The sequence below is a fragment of the Mesorhizobium sp. WSM4906 genome (assembly GCF_029674625.1).
Classification (GTDB): Bacteria; Pseudomonadota; Alphaproteobacteria; order Rhizobiales; family Rhizobiaceae; genus Mesorhizobium.
Window position 1 is genome coordinate 3,026,068 of sequence record NZ_CP121355.1, and the last position, 14,564, is coordinate 3,040,631.

The 14,564-nt window shown below is 60.2% G+C and carries 17 protein-coding genes and 2 pseudogenes; 7 read left to right on the forward strand and 12 right to left on the reverse strand.

All coding sequences use genetic code 11. The features are described from left to right. Positions 1-1,215 (forward strand): TrbI/VirB10 family protein, encoded by a 1,215-nt coding sequence (locus QAZ22_RS14470; RefSeq protein ID WP_278074753.1) that lies wholly within the window; start codon positions 1-3, stop codon positions 1,213-1,215. 12 nt (positions 1,216-1,227) lie between these two features. After that, entirely contained in the window at positions 1,228-1,503 is a 276-nt protein-coding gene (locus tag QAZ22_RS14475; RefSeq protein ID WP_278074752.1) for a DUF2274 domain-containing protein, read from the forward strand. On the opposite strand, the pseudogene QAZ22_RS14480 reads toward QAZ22_RS14475, so the two are convergent. Both QAZ22_RS14480 and QAZ22_RS14485 read right to left on the reverse strand, forming a co-directional pair. Beyond that, positions 1,483-1,756: pseudogene (locus tag QAZ22_RS14480) on the reverse strand (MucR family transcriptional regulator); the annotation flags it as partial. The gene QAZ22_RS14475 and the pseudogene QAZ22_RS14480 overlap by 21 nt on opposite strands. Before the next feature lie 122 nt (positions 1,757-1,878). Further along, the gene (locus tag QAZ22_RS14485; RefSeq protein WP_278208018.1) at positions 1,879-2,238 is read right to left on the reverse strand and encodes a hypothetical protein; all 360 of its coding nucleotides are present in this window, start codon (positions 2,236-2,238) and stop codon (positions 1,879-1,881) included. On the opposite strand from QAZ22_RS14485, the gene QAZ22_RS14490 reads away from it, so the two are divergent. After that, a complete protein-coding gene (locus tag QAZ22_RS14490; RefSeq protein ID WP_278207448.1) occupies positions 2,159-2,362 on the forward strand; it encodes a KTSC domain-containing protein in 204 nt (67 codons plus the stop codon). The genes QAZ22_RS14485 and QAZ22_RS14490 overlap by 80 nt on opposite strands. Positions 2,363-2,729: 367 nt before the next feature. Here QAZ22_RS14490 and QAZ22_RS14495 read toward each other — a convergent pair whose 3' ends face one another. After that, complete coding sequence (locus QAZ22_RS14495) at positions 2,730-3,047, reverse strand: YMGG-like glycine zipper-containing protein (protein ID WP_278074750.1); 318 nt, start codon at positions 3,045-3,047, stop codon at positions 2,730-2,732. 251 nt (positions 3,048-3,298) lie between these two features. Further along, positions 3,299-3,490, reverse strand: a pseudogene (locus QAZ22_RS14500) (type II toxin-antitoxin system HicB family antitoxin); the annotation flags it as partial. 59 nt (positions 3,491-3,549) lie between these two features. Between QAZ22_RS14500 and QAZ22_RS14505 the strand changes: the two are divergent. Both QAZ22_RS14505 and QAZ22_RS14510 read left to right on the forward strand, forming a co-directional pair. Then, complete coding sequence (locus tag QAZ22_RS14505; protein ID WP_278207450.1) at positions 3,550-5,112, forward strand: recombinase family protein; 1,563 nt, start codon at positions 3,550-3,552, stop codon at positions 5,110-5,112. Further along, entirely contained in the window at positions 5,109-5,933 is an 825-nt protein-coding gene (locus QAZ22_RS14510; RefSeq protein ID WP_278207451.1) for a plasmid partitioning protein RepB C-terminal domain-containing protein, read from the forward strand. Before QAZ22_RS14505 ends, QAZ22_RS14510 begins: the two co-directional genes overlap by 4 nt. Before the next feature lie 533 nt (positions 5,934-6,466). Here QAZ22_RS14510 and QAZ22_RS14515 read toward each other — a convergent pair. Beyond that, positions 6,467-6,718 (reverse strand): hypothetical protein, encoded by a 252-nt coding sequence (locus QAZ22_RS14515; RefSeq protein WP_278074747.1) that lies wholly within the window; start codon positions 6,716-6,718, stop codon positions 6,467-6,469. Positions 6,719-7,003: 285 nt separating this feature from the next. Continuing rightward, positions 7,004-7,189, reverse strand: a complete 186-nt coding sequence (locus QAZ22_RS14520; RefSeq protein WP_278074746.1) for a DUF3606 domain-containing protein — start codon at positions 7,187-7,189, stop codon at positions 7,004-7,006. Positions 7,190-7,321: 132 nt separating this feature from the next. On the opposite strand from QAZ22_RS14520, the gene QAZ22_RS14525 reads away from it, so the two are divergent. Continuing rightward, positions 7,322-8,200 (forward strand): ATP-dependent DNA ligase, encoded by an 879-nt coding sequence (locus QAZ22_RS14525; RefSeq protein WP_278207452.1) that lies wholly within the window; start codon positions 7,322-7,324, stop codon positions 8,198-8,200. A gap of 92 nt (positions 8,201-8,292) precedes the next feature. On the opposite strand, the gene QAZ22_RS14530 is transcribed toward QAZ22_RS14525, so the two are convergent. The 5 genes from QAZ22_RS14530 to QAZ22_RS14555 form a co-directional block, all read right to left on the reverse strand. Then, positions 8,293-8,844 carry a group 1 truncated hemoglobin gene (locus QAZ22_RS14530; protein ID WP_278207454.1) on the reverse strand — a complete coding sequence of 184 codons (552 nt, stop codon included), beginning with the start codon at positions 8,842-8,844 and terminating at the stop codon, positions 8,293-8,295. A gap of 201 nt (positions 8,845-9,045) precedes the next feature. After that, positions 9,046-9,228, reverse strand: coding sequence for a hypothetical protein (locus QAZ22_RS14535; RefSeq protein ID WP_278207455.1), 183 nt, complete (start codon positions 9,226-9,228; stop codon positions 9,046-9,048). Positions 9,229-9,463: 235 nt separating this feature from the next. Continuing rightward, the gene (locus tag QAZ22_RS14545; protein WP_278207457.1) at positions 9,464-10,156 is read right to left on the reverse strand and encodes an SOS response-associated peptidase; all 693 of its coding nucleotides are present in this window, start codon (positions 10,154-10,156) and stop codon (positions 9,464-9,466) included. Between the two features lie 10 nt (positions 10,157-10,166). After that, on the reverse strand, positions 10,167-10,496 hold the full coding sequence (locus tag QAZ22_RS14550) for a hypothetical protein (RefSeq protein ID WP_278207458.1): 330 nt from the start codon (positions 10,494-10,496) through the stop codon (positions 10,167-10,169). A gap of 44 nt (positions 10,497-10,540) precedes the next feature. Next, on the reverse strand, positions 10,541-11,293 hold the full coding sequence (locus QAZ22_RS14555; protein ID WP_278207459.1) for a hypothetical protein: 753 nt from the start codon (positions 11,291-11,293) through the stop codon (positions 10,541-10,543). Between the two features lie 172 nt (positions 11,294-11,465). On the opposite strand from QAZ22_RS14555, the gene QAZ22_RS14560 reads away from it, so the two are divergent. After that, positions 11,466-11,711, forward strand: coding sequence for a hypothetical protein (locus tag QAZ22_RS14560; RefSeq protein WP_278207460.1), 246 nt, complete (start codon positions 11,466-11,468; stop codon positions 11,709-11,711). A gap of 1,409 nt (positions 11,712-13,120) precedes the next feature. Here QAZ22_RS14560 and QAZ22_RS14565 read toward each other — a convergent pair. Then, on the reverse strand, positions 13,121-14,560 hold the full coding sequence (locus QAZ22_RS14565; RefSeq protein WP_278207461.1) for an FAD-binding oxidoreductase: 1,440 nt from the start codon (positions 14,558-14,560) through the stop codon (positions 13,121-13,123). Positions 14,561-14,564: the final 4 nt, after the last annotated feature.

A 14,564-nucleotide genomic window follows, 5' to 3' on the forward strand; every position in this document is an offset into this window, starting at 1 on the left:
ATGACCGATACTCACCGCTCTAATACTTCGCCGAAGCTGGATCCTGAGCAACTGCAGCTGCGCGCTTCTCCGAGACGCGCCGTACGCTTCAGGGGCGGCGTGATTATTGCTATCGCCGCTGTTGGATCCAGCGCCATATTCGGCGTCGCCATGGTGGCACTTCGAGGGCCAGCTTGGCGCATCAACGGCCAGATGGAAGACCGCTATAACACCGAGCGCAAGCCAACCGCCGAAGGAATCGACGCGCTTCCCAAGGACTATTCTGGGGTTACGCCGAAGGCTCCGGTCCTTGGGCCACCACTGCCGGGCGACCTCGGCCGTCCCATCCTCGAGCGCCAGCGACAGCTCGGCATCGCGCCGGGACAGGATAACTCCGCCGAGGAGCAGCGCCTTGCCCAGCAGGCGATTTCGGCGCGTGAATCGCAAGTCCTCTTCCGCATCGACAATCGACCTACCCAGACAGATCTCGCTGGTAAGGGGCGAGGTGCCCAGCAGTCGTTTGAGCCGCTTCCACAGTCCGATGCGACACGCGGATCGCCTTCGGTTGCACCAGCCGAGGGCGACCAAAACAACCAACAGCGCAAACTCGATTTTATCGACCAAAAGGACGCGGGCGGGATCTACAATCCACACGCGCTGCAGACACCTGTTTCGCGATATCAGCTCATGGCCGGTAGCGTAATCGCCGCGAGCCTCATTACGGGTATCAACTCCGATTTGCCCGGCCTTGTCGTCGCACAGGTCACCGAGAATGTGCACGACACGGTCACCGGCAGCACCTTGCTCATTCCACAAGGGTCACGGCTGATCGGTACCTATGACAGCGTGGTCGCTTTTGGGCAAAAACGGGCACTGCTGGTCTGGCAACGCATTGTGATGCCGGACGGCTCGTCGATCAAAATCGACAATCTACCCGCGACAGACACTGCCGGCTATGCGGGGCTGGAGGACAAGGTGGATTTGCACACCTGGCAGCTGATCAAGGGAGTGGCGGTAGCTACGTTGCTGGGCGTCGGCACTGAGTTGAGTTTCGGGAGGAACGAAAGCGATCTGGTCAAGGCGATCCGGCAATCCACTCAGCAGAACGTCAGTCAAGCTGGCCAGCGCATCACGGACAAGAACCTCAACATTCAGCCCACCATCACGGTCCGCCCTGGTTGGCCGCTGCGGGTGATTTTGTACAGAGACGTCTTGCTCAGGCCATACACGGGTTGAAGAGGAATAATCATGGCCAGCCTAAAGCTAGGAAAGCTTCCCGACAGGACACCTTCGAAGATCACCATCACCGTTAGCGCGGCCTTGAGCCAAGCTCTCAACGACTACGCGGCGCTTTACCGCCAGACCTACGGCCAGTCGGAAACGGTGGCTGAACTCATCCCATTCATGCTGTCGGAGTTCCTCCAAAGCGACCGAGCTTTTGCCAAGGCCCGAAAGGAAGGTGTGCCTGGTGTCGCGTTTGAGAAACCGCGACGGCAATCAGCTTCAACAGCAGACAATGCGTAGCGCGGGATGTTCCGAGAAGGACAGGCTCTTGAACCTGGGCGCCGCCTTCAGCCTCTTTGATCGGCCGCCAAGTTTCGCGGTGGGCTTTTTGACCGGAGCGGCCTTCCTTCCCAACGATTTTGCCAGCGCTGAGCGGACAGCCCAATCGTCTGGGGCGACCATGGGATAATCCTTCGCCAACCCATTTCGCCCGGTGTTTATCGGGCGTCATTCCGCGCCGGGTTGCCAGATGGCGCTTAAGGGACTTGTATTTCCGAAGGGCCGCACGTTTTCCAGTGCGTTGAACGTAGCGCTTGAGGCAATCATCGCCGCATTTGCAAACTCGGAGAGCGACTGAAGGGACCCGGTGCTGCAGATGGCTACTTTCTTCTTCGCCTATTGCCGCGCATGCAACTCGGCGGCTAGCGCTTCAAGCGCTTCCATGTCGGGCGCGTAGTTGGCCGCATGCGCTGGGTACCGCTGCATCTGCTGGCGATAGAAGTTCAGCCACTTCGGCAAGTCAGCGATCGGAAATGTTCCTCGCCATATGTCTTTCTCGAGCGTGAAGGTGCCCGCCGCCGAATCGAAAGTCGCTACCGTCTTCATGGGCGCATTAAAGTGGTCTCGAAACAAAAGGCGCGGCCGATCGTTAGCGATCTGCAACGATGGGTCCACCATGCCATCCACCTCGATAGAGAAAACCAAATACGATCCGACAAGCAGGATCTTGTCCGTCTGGTTCGTGGCCAGCGGCAAGCGTTACGATTTCGAGGAGGTGCCGCCGGAGACCTACGCGGCGTTACGGTCGGCGTTTGTCAAAGGTCGCTATTTCAACGACCATATTCGCAATCACTTCCGCTATCGCCAAGTTCCTGACTAGCTGTCCAGTTGAAGCGGCTCGTGTTCGTCCTGCTCGTGCCACATGTCTTTCAACCACTTGGCCGCACGTCTCATACCACAGAAGTTCGAATCTTCGTCAGCGGCCGGCTGGCGGTGCACCGTCACCTCTGGACGAGGGCCGAGCTTAGAAAGCTTCGTCATCCTCGAAGACGGTGCGTAGATTTCAGGCTGCGCGGCTTCGGTCGCATGTATCGGGTTTTCAGGGCGCCAGGGCTCGTCGTCAATTCGACCGCCACAAGCACCGCCGCCAACGCTTTCTACATCGAGTAGCGCACAAAAGAATGACATTTAGAGGGGAGAAGGGCGTCCCAGACCACCAGTCTCCCCTCCCGTCAAAAGGCTGGCGATCAGTAATCGCCGTTATAGTAGCGGTCGTCGCAGGGCGCGGTGTAAATCCGGCCGTAGCGGTCCTGGTAGCGGCAGAGCTGCTCGCCGCGGCGCTTCGGAGTGGTCGCGCTGCCGACGACGGCGCCGAGCAGCGCGCCGCTCGCAGCGCCGATCACCGTACTCTTGGTGTTGCCGCCGATGGCCTGGCCGACCAGCGCGCCGCCGGCGCCGCCGATCAGCGCGCCCGTGGTGGCCCTCTGCTGACCCTCGGTTTGTGTCTCGCATCCGGCAAGGGCTGCGGTCATCAGCACCGCCACGAAAACCTTCTTGATCATCATCTCCAGAACTCCTTTGAAGCCCCAAAGACCAAAAGAAACAGGGGCGTACCCGGCCGCAGTGGTCTCGCATTGCGGCGGAACGGCGGCAAAGCCCGCTCACGAAGTGAGTCATGGTTTCCCGGCTGTTGAAGAGCATGGTCGCCAAAACGGAAAGACGGCGCTTACCCGAGGAACGATTGCCCGGCCTGCTTCACTCTTAGCGGGACCAAGATCGGGACCCCTGAACACTGTTCTCCAGCCGTCACCGTGCTGAGCGATGAAGGCTCGGGAATTGTTTCCCCATCCTCAACAAGGCCCTCGACATGGAACGCCAGCGCCTGCGCAGCGAGCTCACGCACCTCGCCCAGGCTTGCACCGGCAGTGACGACGCCCGGAAAGTCGGGAAAAGACACTCCAAAGTCGCTGTCGCCGTCTCTATGAACTAGCCCGACGTAGTGCCGCATACCCTTTTCCTCTGTGCGCTTGGCGCTAGTTTGAGACATCGATAAGACGACGGAAAGCGATGGACAAGGTTGCATCGGTTCGCAGTGCTCCCTCGGGCAGGCGCATGGTGCGCGCAGCCCAGTATCTGCGCATGTCGACCGAGCACCAGACTTACTCGATCGACAACCAGAAGGATGCCATCCGCGACTATGCCGATATCATGGGCTACGACATCGTCGCCACCTATGAGGACGTCGGTCGCAGTGGTCTAAAGCTGGGAGGGCGTCCGGGCCTTCAGCAGTTGCTGGCCGATGTCGAGAGCGGGACAGCCGATTTCGAGACGGTCGTTGTATATGATGTCAGCCGCTGGGGACGCTTCCAGAATATCGATGAGAGCGCCGCTTATGAGTACCGGTGCCAGATGGCCGGGGTGCGGATCGAATTTTGCGCCGAGCAGTTTGCAAACGACGGAAGCATCGGATCCGATGTGCTCAAGGCTATCAAGCGCAGCATGGCGGCCGAGCATAGCCGCATGCTGTCGCAGAAAGTGTTCCTGGGTCAGGTAAGGCTGATCCGGATGGGATTTCGCCAAGGCGCAAAGGCTGGGCTCGGCCTACGACGCTTACTTATCGACCAACAGGGGCACCCAAAAGGCATTCTTTCATCCCACGAATACAAGAGCCTGCAGACGGATCGAATCGTTCTGGTGCCCGGCCCGCCCGGCGAGATCGCAACCGTGCGATGGATCTTCGATCACTTTGTCAAAACACGAAAGACAGAGCTTCAGATCGCAAGACTGCTCAACAAACGCAGCGTGCTGACCGACCGCGGGCGCCCATGGACACGGGAGTCTATGCACTCGCTGCTGACCAACGAAAACTACATCGGCAACAGCGTTTGGAACAGGAGCTCGACCAGGCTCAAAGGCTGTCATGTCAGCAATCCCCCGGAACAGTGGGTGCGGGCGGAAAACGTCTTGGAGCCGATCGTGGACCGCAAGGTGTTCAGCCAAGCGCAGGCTATCCTCAAGACCATCTATCGCCACATGACAAACGAGGAGATGTTGGCCGCCCTCAAGGCGCTCCTGGCCCGTCGCGGCGCCTTGTCCGCCTCGATTGTCGACGCCGCACCCGATTGCCCGCCGTCCACGCGCTATCACTCGCGTTTCGGAAGCATCGTCAAAGCCTATGAACTGATCGGATACCAGCCACCCAAGAGTTGCCGCTTCATCCATGTGAACCGGCGCCTGGAAACGATGAGGCAGGGGGCGATCCAGGATCTGATGGCGGCGTTTGAAAAGTGTGGCGCGTTTGCGACCTATGATACGGAGACGGACCTGTTGCGGATCAACCATGAGATCACTGTGGCGATCGCGGTAGGACGCTGCAGGGTTTCCGGCCTTGGCTATCCGCGCTGGTTCTCGAGGGCTGATCATCAGCCAACGCCGGACATTTTTGTCCTGATCCGGATGAATCCCGGCGACCTCACCATTCGAGACTACCTGATTGCTCCCGCATGTGAGATCGCTGGCAAACGGGAATTGCATGCTGACAACGGGGCGCGGCTGGATTCATATCTCTTTCCCACGCTCGAGCCGCTTGTTGCGTTGGCGGAGCGGGTATCCGTCGAGGGCGCACTATGAACGTTAAGCGCCTGAGCCGGGAAGCCGCCTACGAGGCGCTCCTGCACAGTGACCGCAGAAACGCGAGGCGTTTTGCCCTCGACCAGCAAGCGCCAAGGATGCGTCGTTTCGGCCCCAGGCTCCTCAAGACCTATGTCGCGGAATGCAAACGAAAGCGTGCCTTCATAGAAGAATCAGAAGAACTGGAAAAACGCCTGGAATGTATCGCCGCGGCGGTTCTTTTGATTACGGGCGACTGGCAGTTCCGCGCCCTGCTTGCATCCGAGGGCCTTGCGACGATGCCAAAATCATTGGCACAGAGGGTTCAAGGCTTGCCGCCCGCACAACGCTCGCTTCAGCCCGCCTCTGTACCGAGCGCCCCCCTGCTCCCCGCCGGCGAGGTTTGCCCGGAAGTCCGGAATCTGCTGCGGGACTGCACTGGACCGGCAAAGCTTTTCGCCTTGCTCGGGCTGGTCGTTCCGGTCAGGCAAGTGGAGATTGCCCGGCTGATGATTGCCATGAAGCGGGTCAGGTTCAACTACGTGAAAATGCTCGTCGCTCTTACGCCACGGTCCCTTCTGGCCAAGGATGCCGATCCGCGAAAGGAGATTGCCGGCCTTTCCGAAGATCAAATGGCAGAGATGGAGCCCGAGTTGGCCAAGCTTTGCTTGGCGTATCTAAGCGCCGTGGAACGACGCGGGCCAGCGAGCCTGGAGCTGGTCGCGGCCAGCCGCTATTTTGACCGGTTGATGGATAGTTCCAAGGTTGTGCGTTATTTGGCCCATAATTTTCCCGGCCATTTTGAAGAGTTTCACAGCTTGTCCGTACCCGTCCTGGAATAAGTGGAATCATCCATTTGCTATCAATATCAGCTTTAGATGGATTGCCGCTTCGGCGAGGTGGGCCGGCGGAATGTCCGATTTTCGTCCTCGTGTCTCCAAGCAGAGCGACCGATTACGCCCCATCCCGGTCGTTGAGTTATGGGGAATACACGTTCGCGCGGGGCAGACTGAGCGGGACTGGGAAATGTTTTCCCGGCCTGTTGAGCAGGGCTGCGGCCAGCGTCGAGTAGGTTGTCGCTCGGGGTGGAGGACATGTCTGAGCGGACATGCCGCCGAGACCATCGGCGGGCAGAACGGGAAGACTAGTTAGCGCCGTGCCCACAACTATGGCAAAAAGTTTGCAGTATCTCGGCACGTCTTCATCTGTTACTTTGACTATTTATAGAGTCTCTGGGAACTGATCTTGGTTGATCGCCTTCACTATACGCCAATCCGATGGGCATGCCTGTTGCGAAAATCGCGCACTATTTGATCGAACGACTGGCCCCGACCTCCGGACCGCGTATTTTCGTTGCGACAGCTATGGCCATGCCCTATGGCTCGAGCAAAGCGCCGCCGTATTGCGCCCAAAGGTGTTCGCAGTCCCAGATCCTCAAGCTTGGCGTTCCTGGTTCCCCATACAGGACCATCGCACCGCGAACGTCGTAACCAAGCACCGACGCATTGGCGACAAATTGGATGGCGCGCCCTAGGCTGATAGCGCAGATCCGGGTTTCAATTTTGCTGGCGAGGTCGATCACTCCGAAGATTTCCGCGTCGGCGCCTCTGCCGGCCAAAACAGCCATGGAGATCGCATCGTCCCGAGCTAGCAACATCGCGAGAGTCCCTCAAAGCGGCGCTTTCTAACTTCGATGTGCGAAATTGGTTCCGCGTGCCCGAAAGAATCTGAGATCAACCATCCAGTTCAAGCGGCTCATGGTCCGGCCGCTCATGCCAAATGACCTGGCGGAGATCGCGCCGGTCGACCGGCTGGCCGCATTTCCTGCAATCGTAGAAATGCTCCTGCTCGCGGGGAGGGTCGCCCCCGTGTCGTCGCCCGAGGATGGGTGGCCCAAGGTCCGAAAGCTTCGTCACCCGCGCAACTTCCTAGCCTCGCGCTCGAGCGTCTTGCGGTCGTTGCCGTGCTCGCCGATCAGTTCCCGAACTTGCTCGGGCGTGATCCGGTGCTGCTTGGCGAAATACCTCACCTCGTAGTCCTCATCTGCCGACACGCGGTCGCGGTCGCGGAAATCACGTTTGCTCTTGTCGTCCGTCATGGCGCTGTTCCTCCTGGCAGGGAAACCCATCACCGGGCACGAACGTTCCAATCTGCTTTTTCAGCAATCGCTAACGGAACGCCTGCGGCTGTGCGATATTTGAATCAAATTCGAGTATCGCGTGGGGTTTCGATGCGTAAGCCCGCCGGCGGCGTCCGGTTATCCTTCATTCGTCCGATGGAGCCCGATCTGGTCGAGCAGCCGCCCAAGGGCGAGGGATGGAGCCACGAGGTCAAATTCGACGGCTACCGCACCCAGCTCATCAAGGATGCTGACGGCATCCGCCTCTACACCAAGACCGGGATTGACTGGACGGCCAAATATCTCCCGCTTGCCACGGAGGCGAGTTCGATCGAGGCACAAAGCTTCATCATCGAATGCGAGACGATCGTGACCAACGAAGCTGGGCTGTCCGACTTCCATGCGCTGCGCGCGGCGATCACCAGACGCCCGCAGGATCTCTATCTCGTCGCGTTCGATCTCCTTCACCTTAACGGCCACGACCTGCGCGACATGGGGCTGAAAGACCGCCGGGAGATTCTGCAGGCGCTCATTCCCTCTGGCGGCCATATCCAATTCAGCGAGGCGCTGCCAGGCACCGGCGATGCCGTCTATCACCTCGCGTGCGAAGCCGGGCTGGAGGGCATCGTTTCGAAGCGGCTGGACAGCGTCTATCGCAGCGGTTCGACGATGAATTGGCGCAAGATCAAATGCTACGTCGAGAAGGAGATGGAGATCATCGGGGTCAAGCGAGAGACCGGGAAGCCGGCGATGGTGTTGATGGCTGACAACGGCCGCTACATGGGCGGTGCCTTCGTCACTTTCAAAGCCGACAAGCGGCAGGCATTATGGGAGCGCGTGCAGGGTAAGACCGGGGCACCGCCACCAAAGGGCCTGACGAAAGAAAGAGCTGAATGGCTGAGGCCCGGTCTAGTCGGCCGGGTCAAGTTTCTGAAGGGTGAGGAGAAACTTCGCCACGCCTCACTCAAGGATTTTCGGGAAGAAAGCTAGGCAGCTGCTGGCCGCCAAATGTTCCTGTTGATCAGAACGACGACAGGGATGGGAACATGGCGGCCAAGGCGCGCAGCCTTGCGCGAGCGGCTTCAGCCCTTTTCGCGGTAGCCGGCGGTAACCTCGTCTTTGTGCGCGGCGAAGGCTGCCAGAACCTCGTCTTTCTCGGGCTTGGGAATCTTGAAGTGGTCCAGGGTTCGTCCGAGCTCCGCTGCGACCTCATCGAACTCCGCGGGCGAGATTTTCAAGCGGCGGTGGGCTTCCTCAAGGCCGAGTGGTGTCGAGCCCGGCCTGGTGGCCACAAACTTAAAAGGACCGCCCGAAACGTCGCAGACCCAAAGCGTGCGCATGAACTTGAGGCCGGGCAGCCGTTCAAGGTTCTTGGTATGCCATTCCCGCAGCTGGGGGTTCTTGGCCTTCTGGCCGACAATGGGATTCTTCACCACGGCGTCACTGAAGTGGTCCACCACAGCAGCTATGGCGAACACGCCACCCAGCCGCTCATATAGACTTTTCTCAGGCTTCGTTGGCTTTGTCTGCGCGAGTGCATCGTGAGCCGGCAATACAGCCATAGACGCGGCGGCCGCCGCCAACACAGCGACAACGCCTCGTCTTGTGAAGGGGGTCGAAACAGCTGTTTTCATTTCTGATCTCCTGCAGCTACGCCACAGCAAGCCGCAGCCTGTCTGGCGCCTTCAATGAAGTCGCTTCGGACATGTGATGCTCTTTATCCACCCAGGAGAGTCTGGTGCAGCCAACGGCTTCGTCAATATGAGCATTCGCTAACGTAAGAAAAACGGGGCTACGGCGAATTCTGAAATAAAAGGCCGAAGGCCGCTACCTCATCAAAACTGCTTACCGGCGCGGATCATCGCCCGAGCAATGGCAAGCTCTGCCTCAACCTTGGCGTTTTCCTTCTGGGTCATGTTGTCGGCGGCGATCAGGCGCCGCAGGGCGCGAATAACTTCGCCGCGCTGCCAGCCCGCATCCAACATGCAATCAACAATGGCTTGGAACCCCGGCTCCATTGCTTCCTGACAGTCAATCTCGCGGTCCGGGTAGGCACTGGCGCGCCTAGGAGGGCTTATCATAGGAATTTCTCTCCCTCGCCGCGGTGTTCAAAGCAAAACCAGTGCGACGGCTGGCGCGGTCGGGCAAAACCCCAGCCGGCATCCTTGCCGCATCCGGCGTGCTCGCAGGCATGCCCGAGAGGGCCATGCTCGCGCGGCTGGATCGGTTCGCCGGGTCGCGTCGGTTCATCGCTCATAGCAGCTTGATCGGTTCGATGAGCCCGGCATGGTCATTCGGTTTCTTGTCGATGGCCGCAGCATTCACCTCTCGACCGACACGATAGAACTGCAATTGCCCGTCGATGTCGTGGTTCAGAATGTCCCTCAGATCGCCTGCCGGCGTCTTGGGGTCGAGCCAGGCATCGTAATAGGCGGGATCGAGAATGAGCGGCTGGCGATCGTGGATCTGATCGACCGGTGCCGCGGATGGCTCGATGATGATCGTGCAGCTCGTCACGTCAAGGTTCGAATTGTAGGCCCACAGGCCGGCGAACGAGAAAGGCGCGTGGCCCGGCTGGAAAATGAGCCAGGGGTCTTTCTTGCCGTCGGCGGGCGAGATCGTCCATTCGTAATAGCCGTCGGCCGGGACAAGGCAACGCTTCGACTTGAAGGCGTCCCGAAAGGCCGGCTTCGTGTCGACGCTCTCGATGCGGGCATTGAACATCGCCGCCTTCGGCATCTCTTTGGCCCAGAAGGGTACCAGCCACCATCGCCCGGTGCGTACCTTGTGGTTGCCGTCGTCGGCCGCCGTGATGAACGGCACCTCGTCGGTCGGCGCGATGTTGTAGCGCGGTGCGTCGTTGCGCCCGACGTCGGCGGGAGCCGTCAGCCGGTAGAGGCGGTGGATCTCCGACCACGGCAGATAACGGGTGTAGCGTCCGCACATTCCCTCTACCTCAGTTCCGCAGGATTTCCGGCACGCTGAGCGGCCCGATCTCCAGAATTCGCTCATAGGCGCCCTGGCGGCGCCACACGCCGCGTGCACGCCCGTTTTCCCTGTCACGCTTCGGATCGAATACGATGCCACCGAAGTGGTCAAGGAAAGCCCTGGCGGCCTCGCGATCGGCGAAGCAATGCAGCCGCCATTGTTCCTGCTTGCCGCCCTCCCAAACCGCGATCACCGCTCTTGTCCTGCATGTCAGCCCTCGCTCCTGAAGGAAACGCCTGATCAGCGAGAAGTTGCGATCGGTGCAGATGTCGTCGGGCAGGGCAACTTGGTGCGGCATGTCACGATCGATGATCGAAGGCGCCGGGATGCCACGGCTTCGCCTCACCATGCCGGAGGCAGAAAACTATCAGCTTGAAGACGCATGGCCGCCAGCGTGAGGGCAATCGCGGTATTGGCTGGCGGCTTCTCCATGTGCAGATAGCCATCAGCACAACGCCACGCGGCGACGCTCAAGTCATCGTCGTCATCTTCGTAGCGGTCCAGTTGGATAATGCGGGCATCACAAGGATCCTGGTCGACCTCGATCTTCCAGCCCTGAAGGGATTTCTCGGTGATGGCCGCAACCTCAGCCAGGTTGCTCGTGAGATACGGAAGGCCCAAAGCAGCGGCCTCTTCGGGCGTCCCCGGCTCATTGACCCAACCCATGACATAGCAGATGTCGATGTCGAGCTGCCGGTCAGGACCGGTGGCTGTTTCGAGGCGCTGAATGATCTCCCGGTAGCGCCGCTGCCTGTCCGGCCAAGTCGCCAGATTGGCCATCTTCACCCTCGGCTCGACCGCGCCGATTCCCAAAACTCCATGGGCTCGGACGACCTTATCCGCGGGCCAACCAGCACAACATGCTTCGCACGCGGCCCGCTCGGCCTTCAACCAAACACTGGCCGTCGCATCCTGATCCTCAGTGGGTTCCGCATCTTCAGGAAAACCCTTCATATCCCACAGTTCAACCGCGAACATGCCGCTCGCCGCGTCCTCGTAGGAAATTCCAGAGTCCTCAAAAACCGCCCCCGCAGCGGCTACCCCGCGGGCAAGTTCTTCAAACGTTGCGTTCTCGATCACCAATCGAAGTGGCATTTCCGCCTCCTGTGGCTATCCTGCCATCAGTGAACAAAAAGAGAACGCGGGAGTCAAGAGACCTCTTGACGACACAGGAATATGTTCCTCACTTCAAGGAATGCCGGAACAACCCGAAAAGTGGCCGAGAGGCGTCGCCTGGACCCTGACGCATGCCCATGATGCCGGGCAAGTGGCGGGCATCCGCTGCGCCCGCTGCAACATCACGCGCTACTACAAGCCGCTCGAGCTGCGGGAGGTGATCGGCAACGTTACGATCGATGAGGTGCGGGACAAGGTGCGCTGCCAGCAGTGCGGCAGCCGGGAGTGGATGAGCGCGCAGCTATTCCACCCGACAGGAGAGCAGTCGCACACGATCCGCCTCCGGCGCCTGGTGGAGATCAGATGGGAGAAGCGGGTGGTCTGGCGAGATGAATAGGTGAACTGCGGGAGCGGCCCGGCGCACTGGCGGGTAGGCCAGCACGAGCCGGGTCTAACAGGCGGGGGCTCGGAAACAAACACGGCACCGGCTGATGATAAATATACGCTCCTGCCGCAATGAACGGCACGCATCTATAAGGCGGATCCAAGAGTAGCCGCACGCGCCGCTGCGGAACACCGGTCTCTAATTCCCGCGTGGTCTGGATCTTGGTCCTGGCAAGCTTTCACACGGATTTGCAGCCAGTCTGGCGGTTCGCGGGTCCCTTAGCCACAGAGACTTCTTTTTTCTTTCCAGTATATGATTGCGATCGAAATCGACGGCCGCTTGGCCTTTCGTCGCGGCGATCACATAGTCGGCTCTGTTCGTTCGATAGTCTTCTTGGACAGACATCGCTTTCCTCCCGGTCCGCGGCCTTCCCTCCATAGGCCCGGACCGAGACACTAGCTGCCGATGCATCGCAGGAGTCTACAAATTGAGGATTGTATTAAAATGATACACTTACCCCCGCGCCCATCGGAGCTTGTAGGACCGCTGCGGCTCTGTGCTATCGTGGAGAACGCTTTTACTCCTGCTCTTCGCCAGCTTGGTCCCAGGCTTGCGGCCAAGGCCCATCGACTTCGCCAGTGTCGACCGCTGCGCTGCGTAATTCGGCGCCACCTGGCGGCGTGTCCGGCGTCGTCCAAGGCGATGCTGTAAATGACGGTCGCACCCCTACGAGCCCGGTTACGCTGCCCCCACTCCAGACATTGGGGGGCGGCAATATTTACAACGGGACTGATGGAGGTGGCGGCGTCGATACTGGTTCGGGCACCATATACAACAGTCCAAACTAGGCTGATGGCGGGCCCAAGGCGTTAGAGATGTAGCCACTTGGCCGCCCAGTTTTCCTAAGCGAAATAAACGCAAAATGCCGTCAACCTCGGAGCCTTTGTCCCGCTGAAATTGCTGAAATATAAAGCTGGGGAGTGGAACAGCCCACTCCCCAGCCTTAGAGAATGTCGCCAAATTTGGACAGCACTTCGCTCGTTGGAGCCGAGTGGCAATCCCGAGCTATTTGCTGCAGACCGCGCCTGTCTGGGCTTCAAGAGCTCGCTCTCACTGACAGAGCAACCTTCTCCGGCCGCCTCGGGATAGATCGTTCTGTAGATCGGAACGCGGGCCCCATTTCATGATCAGCAGCTTCGCGCCCCGATCTCGGCCGTACAGATCAGCGTTGCCGTTCCCTGAAGCTGCCGTAGCAGGCTAGCGGGTGCAGAGGTCGTGCCGGTACCAGGTGAGGACGTACGATCCGGTTGTCGCAGCGAAAGCTACCGCCTGTGTTTCTGAATCCTGCTGATGCGAGATCAAGCCATGTCAAACCGTCAGGGACGATGCGACTAAGCGCGCCGTCCCCTGGAGCTTGATGTCTAGGCCGCCCGCAGGCCCACCATCGGACGCAGGTTCTGGTTCATGCGGAACAGGTTTTGCGGGTCATAGCGCTGCTTGATGTCCAGCAGCCGCCGATAGTTGCCGCCATAGGCCGCTTCGACCCTGTCGACCTCGTCCTCTGGCATGAAGTTCACATAAGCCGTGCCAGCGGCGTAGGGTCGTGCTTGCTCGTAGATACTGCGAGCCCAGTCGATGCACGCCTGGTCCATTGCCGGTTCGCGCCAGCGGGCATGGACGTTCATGACGAAATGCGAGCTGCGCTGCGGAAACGCGGTGGCGTCCGCCGTGACCCGGCCCGCCGCCCCACCGACATGGCCGAAGAATATTTCGCATTCCGGACCCGGAAGCCTGGCAATCGCCGCCGTGGTGACCTCGATCGCGCTGTCGGAGAGCTCGGTGAAGTCGTGGCTTTTCCAGTAGTTGCGGGCGCCCGGCGCAAGCAGCGGGTCGAAGGCTTGCTGCCAGCCGGTGAACGGATTGGAACCGACGACGTCGGCGATCGGCGTGCCGATGGCGCGAAGCCCCTGCGTCGCCTTTTCGCCGGCCAGGGTATCGCCGCAATAGCACATAGCCAGCACCAGCACATCCTTGCCGTGCCATTCGGCCGACAGGAAGGGAAGCGGCGGCGCCTGCCGCATGACCACCCAGCAAGTCAGTTCGTCGGGGGCCGCTTCCAGCGCCTCGCGATACTCCCGCAGCACCTTCCGCGCATCGGCGAAAGGATGGACGACAAGCCCCGACAGCACTTGCGGCCCGAACTGATGGAGTTGGAACTCGAATGCCGTGACGACGCCGAAATTGCCGCCGCCGCCGCGCAGCGCCCAGAACAGGTCGGGGTTCTCGCTCTGGCTAGCGCGCAGCAACTTGCCGTCGGCGGTGACCACGTCGGCGGAAACCAGATTGTCGATCGTCAGCCCGAATTTGCGGGTGATCCAGCCGAAGCCGCCACCCAGCGTCAGGCCGGCAATACCCGTGGTCGAGTTGATGCCGGTCGGCAGGGCCAATCCGAAGGCCTGTGTTTCCCTGTCGACATCGACGAGCGTGGCGCCGGGTCCGACCCAGGCCCGCCGTGCCCCGACATCGACCCGCACCGACTTCATCGGCGACAGGTCGATCATCAGGCCGCTATCGCAGACGGCGCTGCCGGCGATGTTGTGGCCACCGCCGCGCACGGAGACGAGGAGCTTGTTTTCCCGTGCGAAGTTCACGGCGGCAATGACGTCCGAGGCGCCGACGCAGCAAACGATCAGCGCAGGCCGCCGGTCGATCATGCTATTCCAGATGCTGCGTATGTCGTCGTAGGCGGCGTCGCCTTCCCGCAGCACCGTGCCACGTATTTGTGCCGAAAAGGCTTCAAGCGTTGCGGCCTCGACGGTCGTCGTGCCGCCTTCAAGGGTGGCAAAGCTCATGGCATTCATGATT